Consider the following 11842-nt stretch of genomic DNA (forward strand, 5'->3'; position numbering starts at 1 on the left):
CGGACCCTTTTCAGCTTACGAGTGTCGCGCGCAACCGATCGCTGGGCGCGATGCCCAACTCGGCGTCGAGGATTCGGCGTAGATTGCGGAACGCCTCGACCGCCTCGGCCCGGCGACCCGAGCTCTTGAGGGCGATGAGCAGCAGCTCCCACAGTCGCTCGTTGAACGGATCGGCGGCGATGAAGGTTTTGGAATTGACGATCACCTTCTGATAATTCTGCAGGCCGATCCACGAATCCAGCAGCGCCTCACGTGCGACGGCGCGCAACTGGTGCAACTGATCCGCGCGCGCGGCCACCAGGGGACCGTCGGCGACATCGGCCAGCGCGTCACCGCGCCACATGTTCAGCGCGTCCTCCAGCATGGCCGCCACCACCGAACGTGCCGAGGTGCCCAGGGCCAGTGCGTGTTCGACCTGTTCGGAGAAACGATAGGCGTCCACGCAGGCGCGGTCGATATTGAGCCGATAGTTCGAGGCCGATGATTCCAGCAGATCGGCGGGGAGTTTGTTTGCGCCGAACCACTTCCGCAATCTTGCGATATGCGCGTGCAAGGCATTGACGGCATCGGTGGTTCCGGACAGCTGGAGTTCTTCGATGAGCTCGTCGCGCCGCATCCACTCCCGGGGCCGAATCGCGAGAATTGCCACTATGCTGCGCAGTTTTCGGCCCGAGAGGGTGGCCTCGGCGCCGTCCATCATGATCTGCACGGGACCGAGCATCGAAATACTGGTTGTCGCCATACGTTGCCCACCATCCAGAACGCGCTGCAGCCGTTGCTGTACCGGGACCCCCCTCGACAGCGAATGCTAGCACTACTGCTTTTCTACGGTGTGCAACGCAGCCGCGCGTGTGAACTCGAATGAGATCGCCTTCGGAGTCCGGGTCGCCCACCAATAACTGGTGCCGGTTCCGGGCCAGCATTGCCGGTTGTTTCCGGTGTGGTCGAGAAACCAGCTGTCGCAACCCGAGTTCCATACCGAACGGGAAAGTTTCGAATGCAACCATCGATTGAATTCCCGCTGGATCTCCGGGCGCACCTCCATCCGGGTCGCGCCGCCGCGGCGCAGCATGCCGAGACATTCGGTGATGTAGCGGATCTGCGCCTCGATGACGAACAGGATGGACTGGGCCCCGCCGCCGGAGTTCGGTCCCATGATCAGGAACAGATTCGGGAATCCGGCCACGGTCATGCCGAGGTAGGCCCGCATACCGTCGCGCCAGGCCCGCGCGATGGTGTATCCGTCTCGGCCCACGATATGTTCACCGGCGCAGCGATTGTCGGTGTCGAAGCCGGTGGCCAGCACGATCACATCGGCCTCGTGCAGCACGCCGTCGGCGGTGCGCACCCCGCTCGGCTCGAATTCCGTGATGCCCGCGGTGACCAGATCGACGTCCGGTCGGCACAGCGCCGGGTAGTAGTCGCTGGTCAGCAGGATCCGCTTGCAGCCGATGGTGTAGTCGGGAATCAGCTTGGCCCGCAATGCCGGATCCGGCACCTGTCGGCGCAGCGTCCGCAGCGCCGCCCAGCGCAGCACCCGCAGCAGGCGCGGATGCAGGAATCCGGCCACCGGCACCTCGTGGGTCCAGAAGGCGAAATTGCGATACAGCGCGGCCAGCCCGGGGACGCGCGACAGCAGCCGACGCTCGCGCGCGCCGATGGCGCGATTCGGCTTGGGCAGCACCCAGTGCGGGGTGCGCTGGAAAACCGTCACCCGCTCGGCCACCCCGGCGACGGCGGGAACCAGTTGCACCGCACTGGCTCCCGTGCCGATCACCGCGACCCGCTTACCGGCGAGATCGAGTGCGGGGTCCCATTCGGCGGTGTGCACGATCGGACCGGCGAACCGGTCCTGGCCCGCGAATTCGGGGCGATGTGGTCGATGCAGCACGCCATTGCACAGCACGACCACACGCGGGCAGTAGAGTTCGCCGCCGCGGGTCCGCACCCACCAGCGATCCACGGCGTCGTCGAATTCGTAGGACACCACCTCGGAGTCGAAGCGAATATGCGCCTCGAGGGCAAAGTCCTTCACCACCCGCCGGGCGTAGTCGAGGATCTCCGGCTGGTCGGCGTAGAGCTTGCTCCATCCGGTGTGCGGGGCGAAGGAATACGAATACATCAGCGACATGACATCGCACGCGCAGCCCGGATAGGTATTGCTGCGCCAGGTACCGCCGATCTCGTGCGCCTTCTCCAGGATCACGAAATTGTCGACGCCCGCCCGACGCAGGCCGACGCCCATACCCACACCGGCCATCCCGGCTCCGACGATCAAAACATCCGGATAGCTGAAATCTGGCATGTGCCACCTCGTTTCGCTCGGTCGACGGTCAGGGTCCGTCGCACTCGGGCGTCAGTACCCGCAGTGCGCGCGGCAGGATGTGCAGGCCGTAGCCGGTATGGGTGCCCGGCATGAGTTCGCCGTCGTGTTCGATCAGCAGGGGCTCGCCGTCGGTGCGTTCCAACCGGATTCGCCGTCCCCTGCCGTAGTGCACCCCGGGCAGGTCGTCGATCGCGCCGGTGAACGCGACGCGGAACAGTTCCGGCAGATCGACGACGGCGGTGGCCACGCAGACATCCAGCAGTCCGTCGTCGAGTATCGAATGCGGCAGCAGGCGAAAATCGCCGCCGCGATGGCGCATTCCGCCGATATCGGCCACGACGATGCGGTCCTCGACCAGTATTTCGCCGTCGACGATCACCCGGCCCGGGAACGGCCGATAGCTCGCGGCGGCCGCTACCGTCGCGCGCAGCAGCAGATCTCGGCCGTGGCCCTCGATTTCGGTGGCCGCCAGTAATGTCGCGGGCAGCAGCCCCGCGGCGCAGCCCAGCAGCACGGGGACCTCGAATTCCTCGAGCCGGGCCAGATCGATCGCGCGCCAAGGCGGTTCCGGACGTAGCGCGATCGTCACGACCTCTTCCCACGGTCGATGCCCCCACAGCCCGCGGAAACTGGAATTACCCGTCCCGCCCGGTGCGATCAGCAATGCGGGCGCCTGGCCGGTCAATTCGTCGAGCATCCGCAGCGCCGCCGCGACCTGTCCGGCCGTGCCGTCGCCGCCGACGGCGACCACCACATCGGGCCGGTATGCGAGGACCTGTTCGACCACCCGCGCCTCGGTCGACGTCGCCGTCGTCTCGATGCTGCGCAGTGCGATGGCGTCCAGCTTCTCCAGCGCGCGCATCAGCGCGCCGGTATCGCCGCCGGCGGCCGGATTCACCACTGCCAGAACGGGAATCACAGCGCGTTGGTCATCCGCAGCAGGCTCCACACCGCGCCCGGGGTGAGCCGTCCACCGACCGCGAGATATTCGGGGAAGACCAGTGTCGGCTGCCACTTCAGCTTGTATTCGAGCTGACTGCGTGCGGGATAGACGCGCGCACCGTGGTCGGCGAGCAGTCGCACCGCGCGGGCGGTGACGCGGTCGGCGGTCGGAAGTTCCAGTGCGGGATCGAGTCCGGTGAACGGGGTGAAGCCGAAGTGCAGCCAGCGGGCGCCCTCGCGCCGGAAATCGCGCATGGCGGTGAAATTCACCGCCTCCATGACGCCGGGCACGGTACCGGGCAGGCGGCGGCTGAGATCGTGCAGCCAGCCGCGATGAGCGCCGTAGGCGGGAGCGTAGGAGATGTAGCCGACCGGTGCGCCGCCGATCCGCGCCAGATACAGTCGGCGCAGCCGCTGTGCGGGGCCGCCGATCTCGCCGACCAGGAACCGTAATGGTTTGGCGTGCCGCCCCTTCGAACGCAGCCACCGCTGATCGATATCGGCGAGTGCGTCACGGTGGCGGAGGGCGTCGACCCGTTCGACCACCAGTCCGGCGCGCTGGGCGCGGGAGATCTTGTTGCGCAAGCGCATGAAGCGCTTCCCGGCCAGTTCGGTCTGATCGAGAGCCACCGCGTACGAGGCGCCGATCTGATTGACCGGCATACCGAGTTCGGCGTACAGGGCGGCGTCGGCGCGCTGTACCTGCACGGCCACCACCTTCCTGCGTTCGTCGACCGCATGACCGAGGAATCGGCGCAGCAGCTCCGCCCGGCGCTCCGCGGCGGCGACGGGGCCGCCGAATTGAATCAGATGGCGACCCCAGCGGCGGTAGCAGATGAAGCCGGGCACATCCGGAACCGTGAAGTACAGATTGTCCCGATTGAGAGCGAGATAGGCGCTGGGATTATCGGCATACCGCCGGAGAACATCGCGGCGGATATCCTCCCTGCACGGTGTCACATCCGATGAAACCAACGGTGATCGGCCCTTTCAGCGAGATCGATCGGTGCGATCCAGCATGGCCACTCGTCCTGACGACTGGCTGATCCGTTTGCTGAGCCACGTCAGCAATAGGTCAGCAACATTTCAGTGCCGCCCGGCAGGCTGGCATCCACGATGACGACGGCGCAGCATACGAAGCCATACACCTACGGCAGCTATGTGGGTGGTGCAGACATTGGCGGCGACACCTGGGTGCATGTGCTGTCGTCCCGTGCGATCTTCGAGGACTCCTTCGCGAGCCTGCGGCTCAAACGCGATCTCGATCGCGGCGCGGTGGCGCTGGCGTCGGTGCCGCCGGGTGTGGTCGTGGGCCGGGTGGCCGTCGCCGACGAGACCACCGCCGCGCGAGCGCTGACGGTGGCGGCCGAGGCGGCGGTGCTCTGGCGGGCCGCGCCCGTCGCCGATCGGGTCGAATTCCTCGCCAGGGCACGGGAACTGCTGCTGGACAAGGCCGATGCCATCGTCCGGATGCTCACCCTGGAGGGCCATCCGCTGGAGTTGGCGCGCTGGGAGTTCCGCGGCTTCCTCGAGATGTGCGAACAGTCCACGCGGGAATTCGTGCGCGGGCAGCTGTGCACCGAATATCGCACCGCCGACGATCGGGTGCGCCTGATCCGCCGCTGTGCCGACGGGGTGGTGTGCGTGAATCCCCCCGCGAACGCGCCCATGTCGAGTGCGCTGCTGGCCGCGACCGCGGTGGTCGCGGGCAATGCGGTGGTGGTGCGCGCACCTCGCGCGGCGCCGCTGGGCGTGACCTACGCCCTGCGCGAGATCGTGGCCCCGGCCCTGGCCGCGGTGGGCGCACCGCCCGGCGCGATCGGGAGTCTGTGCGGTGATCCGGAATGGCTGCTGCGCATGTGGCTGGACAGCCCGCGCGTGGACGACATCATGTACTTCGGCGGGGTGGAATCGGGACGGGAGCTGGAAAGGCGTTGTGTCGCAGCGGGAAAGAAGCCGATTCTGGAGCTCGCGGGCAATGACATCGTGCTGATCTGGCGCGATGCCGATCTGACCGCGGCCGCGCGGGCGGTCACCGAGAGCTTCTTCGGCTCGGGACAGCTGTGCATGATTCCGAATCAGGTGGTGGTGCATCCGGCGGTGGCCGATGAGCTGCTCGCCCGGGTCGTCGAGCTGGCCGAACAGCTGCGGCCCGGCTATCCGGACGATGAGGGTGTCGTGCTGTCGCCGGTGCTGCGCCACGATCGGTTCCACGCCGTCCTGGCCGATGCGGTGGCGCACGGCGCGACCGTGGTCACCGGCGGTTCGAACATGCACCTGGACGGGTCGGCCGATTCCGCGGGATTCTTCCTGCGGCCCACCGTCGTTCGCGTGGACGGTCTGGCCGCCGCCCGGGAGCTGGTCGCCGTACGGGAGGAGACGTTCTTTCCCCTCGTGCCGGTGATCGTGCCCGAGGCCGAGGACGACGAGCGCCTGCTGGAGGCGTGCCTGCGGTTCGTCGACGGCAATCGCTACGGACTGCGGAACTCGCTGTGGGCCCGCGATGCCCAGGTGATCGATCGATATGTGGCCAGTGTGACCAACGGCGGCCTGATCAAGGTCAACGAATCCCATATCGCGTTCACCGCGCCGCTGCCCTCGCACGGCGGAACCGGGCTCACCGGAGGAGTTTTCGGCGAGGCCAACTATCCGATGCTGCGGGCCTCGCATCTGCAGGGCGTCGCGATCTCCGCGGCCGGTCAACCGTACGGATACCGGTAGGGGTGGGCATGCGTACCCTCGACGAGGCGCGGACCATGTGCGAAAAGCACATTCCCGGACTGTATTCCGCGCTCGCGGACATTCCGCTGACCGAGCTGGAACGACCCGGCAATCCCGGGCTGGAGTTGTTCCGCAAGTTCGGCGGGCCAGGACTGGTGATCCCGAACGCGTACGGTGGCCGCGGCGTCGATCCGCTCGACGCGGTGTGCGTGATGCGCGCGGTCGCCTCCGTCGCACCCTCGCTGGCGGTCGCCACCACCATGCACCACTTCTCGGTCGCGACGCTGTTCACCCTCGCCGACAGCCTGCGCGCCGCGGGCACCGAATGGGCGATCCTGGAGGGTATCGCCGACCAGAACCTGCTCGTCTCTTCCGGTTTCGCCGAGGGGCGGCCCGGCGGCGGCATTCTGTCGCCGACGATGACCGCGACCCCGGCCGAGCGCGGCTATCGGGTCAGCGGTTCCAAGCGGCCGTGCAGTATGGCCGCCTCGATGGATCTGCTCTCGGCCAGCGCGGTCGTGCCCGGTGAATCCGAACCGGTGATGCTGCTGATACCCGCTGCCGCCGAGGGGATTTCGACGCATCCGTTCTGGGCCAGCGCCATTCTGGCCGGGGCCGAGAGTGATGAGGTACGCCTGAACGATGTATTCGTCGACGAGCGCCTGGCCGTGCGGGCCACGGTGGACGACTCGGGCGCGGTCGACGAATTACAGACCGTCGGATTCATCTGGTTCGAACTGCTGATCTGCGCGTGCTACCTCGGCATGGCCAGCGCGCTGGTGGAGCGGGTGTTCCGCGCCGGTCGTGCGAGTCGGGAGACGCTGTCCTGGTTGGGGATTCGGCTGGAGACCGCGGCCCTGCTGCTGGAATCGGTGGCGCGACTGCTGATCGAGGGCCGCGCCGACAATCCCGCCTTGGCGCAGACCATGATCGCCCGCTTCGCGGTGCAGGACGCCATCGGGGAGACGGCCGCGCGGGCGCTGGAAACCCTCGGCGGCACGGCCTTTGTCACCGATCCCGATATCGCCTACCTCGCCACGGCGAGCCGCTGTCTCGCATTCCATCCACCCGCTCGCCAGGCCTGCGGTGACAGCCTCGCCGAAAGTCTGGCGGGCGGCACCTTCCGGATCGACTGAAAGTGACGATATGACCATTGAGCACAGCGATCCAGTCGCGAACGATACGGCCTGGGTGGCGCGGGCCTACCGCGACAACCTCAGCTCGGGCCGGGCGCGCATCGCGGAACTGATCGGCGGGCAGGTGGAGGTCGCCTCCGAGGGCGCGTGGGTGACCACGATCGATGGCGAAAAGTACCTCAACGCGGGCGGTTACGGGGTTTTCATCACCGGCGCGCGACATCCGGTGGTGGTCGGCGAGGTGCAGCGGCAGCTGCAGCGGCATCCGATCGGCACGCGAATGTTCTTGGAGCCCACCGCCGCTCGGGCCGCGGGCATGCTGGCCCGGATCGCGCCCGAGGGTCTCGAGCGGGTGCACTTCTGCGGATCGGGGGCCGAGGCGACCGAGACCGCGATCAAGATCGCCCGGCTGTCCGGGCACCGGCATCTGATCTCCATGCACGGCGGATATCACGGCAAAACCCTCGGTGCGCTGTCGGTCACGGCGAAAAGCCTGTTCCAGGACCCGTTTCGGCCGCTGCTACCCGATGTGACCCATATTCCCTACAACGATGTGCCCGCGCTGCACGCGGCGCTGGAACGTTCGGCGGGCCCGGCGTGCGTGATCGTCGAACCCGTACAGGGCGAGGCCGGGGTGGTGCTGCCGCTGCCCGGCTATCTGCACAGCGTGCGCGCGCTGTGCTCGGAGTTCGGCGCGCTGCTGGTGGTCGACGAGATCCAGACCGGACTGGGCCGCCTGGGCGCCTGGTGGGGTTCCGATCTCGAGGGGATTCGGCCCGATATCCTGTTGTCCGGCAAGGCGCTCGGCGGGGGAGTGCTGCCGGTCGCGGCGGCCATCGCGACCGAGCGGGCCTATTCGGTGCTCGACCGCGATCCCTTCCTGCACACCTCGACCTTCTCCGCCGCGCCGGTGGCCATGGCGGCGGTGTGCGGCGCGCTCATCGCCATCGAACAGGACGGGCTGGTGGAGCGGGCCGCGCTGCTCGGGGCCGAATTGCTCTCCGCGATCACCGATATCGCGGTAGCCGCGCTGGGCGTGCAGATCCGGCAGGTGCGCGGGCGCGGCCTGCTGATCGGAATCGAGTTCGTGGATCCGGCGCTGGCGGGCGAACTGCTGATCGAACTGGTCCGCCGCCGCGTCATCCCCAGTCATTCGCTCAATTGCGAACGCGTGCTGCGGCTCACGCCGCCCGCCGTCATGGATCGCGACGAGGTGGAGTTCCTGCTGGATCGCTTCGCGCAGGCGGTCACGGCGCTGGCCGATCGGTATCCCCACAGCGAAAGGTGAGGTCGACAACGATGCGTGCGGTTCAACTCACGGTCGGCTCGGTCACCTGTCCGGCCGCCCGCGCCTACGCCCGGATCGCCGAATTCGAACGATATCCGGAGTTGGTGGCCGAGGTGCGATCGGTCATCGTGCACGACAGCCCCGACGGTGCTCCGATGAGCAGCGATTGGGAGGTGTATTTCCGCAACGGGCCGCTGCGCTGGTCGGAGGTGGACTACTTCCAGCCCGAGCAGCGGCGCATCGTCTTCGAACAGACCACCGGCGATTTCGACATCTTCCGCGGCACCTGGCGGGTGGAGAGCGTGGACGCGGGTTGCGCGGTGCATTTCGAGGCCGCGTTCGACTTCGGAATCCCCAGTCTCGCGGGAATTCTGGAGCCGGTCGCGGAGAAGGTGCTCAAGGAGGGCATCGCAGTGGCGCTGTTCCAACTGCTCGGCGACGCGCAGGTGATCGACGATGCCGCGGTCGCGGCGGCCGTGGCAGCCAAACTCGCGCTGTCGGGCGTCGCTTCGGAAGGCCGGGCGCTATGACGATCTCGGTCGAGGCGATCAGCCGCGCGGTCGGTTCCACCGCCGAACTGGCGAGTTGGGCGCGCACCGTGCGCTACGAGGACATTCCCGCGCCCACCCTCGCCCTGGCGCGCAGCCAGCTGGTCTCGACGCTCTCGGCCGTGCGCGCCTCGCTGACCCATCCGCTGGGCCGCGCGCTGGTGGCCACCTTCGGCGCGCCGCTGCATCGCGATCCGAAACAGTCCGCGGCGGTGCTGGCCGGGCTGGCCACCTGTCTGGACTTCGACGATGTGTCCTTCGTGGGACATCTGTCGGCCTCGTGCGTCTCGGTGCCGGTGGCCTATGCCCGCGGGCTCGAACTGGACGGGCGGGCATTGCTGACCAGCATCGTAGTGGCCAACGAATGCGCCGCCCGGCTCACGGCCGCAACGATTCTCGGGCCGTTCTTCCGGGCGCAGGCCAATACCCACTGCCATCTGGTCGGGGCGGCCACCGCGCTGCTGCACGCGCGCCGCGCGCCCGCGGTCGAGTGGACCTCGGCGCTGGGCCTGGCCCTGGGCATGGTGCCGACGCCGCTGCATCGCGCCGTCCTCGGCGGCGATGTCAAAGCGCTCACCGCCGCGCTGCCGGTGCGTTCGGCCCTGGACGCATGCGATGCGGCCGCGCACGGGATGCGGTGCACCACAGATCTTCTCGACGGCGGCGACGGTCTGCTGGCGCAGTTGTCAGCGGTGCCGCTGCCGGAACTGCTGGTGGCCGGGCTGGGGCGGCGCTGGCATACGGATACGGTGGGGTTCAAGCGTTTTCCGGGCAGCGCCTACGCCCAGGCGGCCTACGAATGCGCCGAGCGACTCAGCGCCCGGCTGCCGCCGCGGGATCTGCCCGCGATCCGGCGCATCGTGGTGCACGGCTGTCTGCTGACCTATCTGCTCGACCGCAAGGTGCGGCCGTTCCTGGACGGCCGCCGAACCCCGGTCGCCGCGGCCAATTTCGCGCTCGGCTACGGCGTGGCGACGATCCTGCTGACCGGGCGGCTCGGCGCGGACGATCTGGCCCCGGCTGCCCTCGGTGACGAACAGCGCTGGCGGCTGGCCGATCGGGTGAGCGTGGAACACGACACCGCTATGACCGAGCAGATGCTGCGGGCCACCGCCCCGCTGGGCGAGGCGCTGCGCTGGGCGGGTCCGCGCGCGGCCAGCTGGCCGGAGCTGCAGGCGTGGGCGGGTGAGGAACTGCCGCGCCGGCTGGCCGAACTCGGCCTGCCCGAATCCACTTTCGAGCAGGCGACCATGTCCATCGGCGCGCGCGTGGTGGTCGAACTGGCCGACGGCCGTCGTCTGACCGAACAGTGCGATCGCTCGATCGGCATGACCGGACCGGCCACCCGACAGCATCATCAGGTCATCGCGGGCGGGAAATTTCTCGCGGTCGGTGGAAATGCGGAGACGCTGTCGCGAGTGGAACGACTGGAAACTCTGGATGCGGAGCAAACCGCCCGCACCCTCGCGACCGCGCTGTGTCAGCCCTATGGGAGGTGAGCAAAGGTCGACACTCTACGCGACAGGCCCGTGGATGCAAAATGATTGGCAAATTATTGGTTAATATATCGGAGTGGCCGATGTAGGCGAAACACCCGCGATGCGCCGACTGCACCGCCATATGTGGTGGATGCTGTCACTTCTCGTATCGGTGCTGCTGGCCGCGGGCACCGTGCATTCGTGGTTCAAGGCCGACGAGCCGGATATATCCTCGGCCGTCATCGGATCGGTCGCCACCTCACCCGAGGAGGTCGATCGGGCGGTCGCCGAACAGTGGAAGCCCGGCGAGGCCCACTACCGGATTCCGACCGGCGTGCTCATGCTGTCGCTGGAATTCGTGAATCCCTACGCGGTCAAGGCGACCGGCATGATTTGGCAGCGAATCGACCCCGCGCTGCCGCCGGATGTGGTGCACGGCGTATTGCTGCCCGAGGGCGACAATCCGCGAACCGTGACCCCCGCCTTCAACTTCGACGACCGCGGCACCCGCATCGAGGTGTGGACGTTCAACGGCACCTTCCGCCAGCAGTTCGACTATCGGGACTATCCGCTGGACCGCCAGGATGTCTGGTTGCGTATGCGGTCGGCCGATCTGCATCGGCCGGTGCAGTTGGTCCCCGATTTCGAGGCGTTCCCCAAACCGTGGGAGACGGCGAAGCTGGCGGGTCTGGATCCCGGTCTGGTGCTGGGCAGTTGGCATGCCGATTACACGGTCTTCAGTTTCGAACATCGCGAATTCGGACTGCAGCACAATCGGGCGGCGTATCAGGCCGCGGATCTGTATTTCAATCTCGGCATCGATCGCAGCCTGGTGGGTCCGCTGATCGGCCGGATCGTGCCGGTGCTGCTGCTGGCGCTGCTGATGTTCCTGTCGCTGTTCGTGATCACGACGGATCCGGATCGGCGCACCATCTCCGGTTTCACGGCCTTCGCGATCATCGGTTTCTCCGTGTCGACGGTGCTCGTCGTGGCGGTCAACGACAATGCCGCGCGCACCGAAACCGGTTCGGCCGGAATCTCTTACATCGAATTCTGGTACTTCTCGCTCTACATGATGACGCTGCTGGTCGCGTTCAATGCCACCATGCTGCTGACCGGTGGGCTGCGCAAAATCGTGATGTGGCGGGAGAATCTGTTCCCGAAACTGGTGTTCTGGCCGTTGTTCTGCGGATTGATGTACATCGCGACGCTCGCGTTCCTCGGGCCCTGAGGCCAGGGCCCGAGGAGGCCGCTAGCGTCCGAGCGCCCGTGCGAGCTGGCGCTTGTTCATTTTGGAACGGCCCGGGATACCGCGCCTGCGGGCCTCGTTGTAGAGCTGATCGCGGGTGGGGCCCTGCGTGCGCGACCGGCTTGTGCGGTTCGCTGTTCGATGTACTGCCATG

The 11842-nt window shown here is 67.4% G+C and carries 11 protein-coding genes; 6 read left to right on the forward strand and 5 right to left on the reverse strand.

Translation table 11 applies throughout. The annotated features are described in order from the left end of the window. Positions 1-10 precede the first annotated feature (10 nt). The 4 genes from NP4_RS08770 to NP4_RS08785 form a co-directional block, all read right to left on the reverse strand. Positions 11-742: an AfsR/SARP family transcriptional regulator gene (locus NP4_RS08770; protein WP_067994601.1), complete on the reverse strand. Its 732-nt coding sequence runs from the start codon at positions 740-742 to the stop codon at positions 11-13. 72 nt (positions 743-814) lie between these two features. Then, positions 815-2305, reverse strand: coding sequence for a flavin-containing monooxygenase (locus NP4_RS08775; protein WP_067994604.1), 1491 nt, complete (start codon positions 2303-2305; stop codon positions 815-817). 28 nt (positions 2306-2333) lie between these two features. Continuing rightward, positions 2334-3245, reverse strand: a complete 912-nt coding sequence (locus NP4_RS08780; protein ID WP_067994607.1) for a diacylglycerol/lipid kinase family protein — start codon at positions 3243-3245, stop codon at positions 2334-2336. After that, complete coding sequence (locus NP4_RS08785; protein WP_067994901.1) at positions 3242-4228, reverse strand: DUF2156 domain-containing protein; 987 nt, start codon at positions 4226-4228, stop codon at positions 3242-3244. The genes NP4_RS08780 and NP4_RS08785 overlap by 4 nt, the downstream gene beginning before the upstream one ends. A 156-nt stretch (positions 4229-4384) precedes the next feature. Between NP4_RS08785 and NP4_RS08790 the strand changes: the two genes are divergently transcribed. The 6 genes from NP4_RS08790 (at position 4385) to NP4_RS08815 (ending at position 11670) form a co-directional block, all read left to right on the forward strand. Then, positions 4385-5989 carry an aldehyde dehydrogenase family protein gene (locus NP4_RS08790; RefSeq protein WP_067994612.1) on the forward strand — a complete coding sequence of 535 codons (1605 nt, stop codon included), beginning with the start codon at positions 4385-4387 and terminating at the stop codon, positions 5987-5989. A gap of 8 nt (positions 5990-5997) precedes the next feature. Continuing rightward, positions 5998-7125, forward strand: coding sequence for an acyl-CoA dehydrogenase family protein (locus NP4_RS08795; RefSeq protein ID WP_067994904.1), 1128 nt, complete (start codon positions 5998-6000; stop codon positions 7123-7125). 10 nt (positions 7126-7135) lie between these two features. Beyond that, a complete protein-coding gene (locus tag NP4_RS08800) occupies positions 7136-8413 on the forward strand; it encodes an aspartate aminotransferase family protein (RefSeq protein WP_067994614.1) in 1278 nt (425 codons plus the stop codon). Positions 8414-8424: 11 nt separating this feature from the next. Continuing rightward, positions 8425-8943: a type II toxin-antitoxin system RatA family toxin gene (locus tag NP4_RS08805; RefSeq protein ID WP_067994617.1), complete on the forward strand. Its 519-nt coding sequence runs from the start codon at positions 8425-8427 to the stop codon at positions 8941-8943. After that, positions 8940-10460: an MmgE/PrpD family protein gene (locus NP4_RS08810; RefSeq protein WP_067994619.1), complete on the forward strand. Its 1521-nt coding sequence runs from the start codon at positions 8940-8942 to the stop codon at positions 10458-10460. The genes NP4_RS08805 and NP4_RS08810 overlap by 4 nt, the downstream gene beginning before the upstream one ends. A 73-nt stretch (positions 10461-10533) precedes the next feature. Further along, positions 10534-11670, forward strand: coding sequence for a hypothetical protein (locus NP4_RS08815; protein WP_147287937.1), 1137 nt, complete (start codon positions 10534-10536; stop codon positions 11668-11670). Between the two features lie 21 nt (positions 11671-11691). Here the strand turns inward: NP4_RS08815 and NP4_RS39785 are convergent, their stop codons facing one another. After that, on the reverse strand, positions 11692-11841 hold the full coding sequence (locus tag NP4_RS39785) for a hypothetical protein (protein WP_245997788.1): 150 nt from the start codon (positions 11839-11841) through the stop codon (positions 11692-11694). Position 11842 lies beyond the last annotated feature (1 nt).

Origin of the sequence: Nocardia pseudobrasiliensis NBRC 108224 (assembly GCF_001613105.1) — a bacterium.
GTDB classification, from domain to species: domain Bacteria; phylum Actinomycetota; class Actinomycetes; order Mycobacteriales; family Mycobacteriaceae; genus Nocardia; species Nocardia pseudobrasiliensis.

What these genes read in the sequence shown, in the direction of transcription:
- NP4_RS08790 (WP_067994612.1), top strand. Translation starts at nt 4,385, where the DNA reads ATGACGACGGCGCAGCATACGAAGCCATACACCTACGGCAGCTATGTG.
- NP4_RS08810 (WP_067994619.1), top strand. Translation starts at nt 8,940, where the DNA reads ATGACGATCTCGGTCGAGGCGATCAGCCGCGCGGTCGGTTCCACCGCC.
- NP4_RS08775 (WP_067994604.1), bottom strand. Translation starts at nt 2,305, where the DNA reads ATGCCAGATTTCAGCTATCCGGATGTTTTGATCGTCGGAGCCGGGATG.
- NP4_RS08805 (WP_067994617.1), top strand. Translation starts at nt 8,425, where the DNA reads ATGCGTGCGGTTCAACTCACGGTCGGCTCGGTCACCTGTCCGGCCGCC.
- NP4_RS39785 (WP_245997788.1), bottom strand. Translation starts at nt 11,841, where the DNA reads ATGGCAGTACATCGAACAGCGAACCGCACAAGCCGGTCGCGCACGCAG.
- NP4_RS08795 (WP_067994904.1), top strand. Translation starts at nt 5,998, where the DNA reads ATGCGTACCCTCGACGAGGCGCGGACCATGTGCGAAAAGCACATTCCC.
- NP4_RS08800 (WP_067994614.1), top strand. Translation starts at nt 7,136, where the DNA reads ATGACCATTGAGCACAGCGATCCAGTCGCGAACGATACGGCCTGGGTG.
- NP4_RS08770 (WP_067994601.1), bottom strand. Translation starts at nt 742, where the DNA reads ATGGCGACAACCAGTATTTCGATGCTCGGTCCCGTGCAGATCATGATG.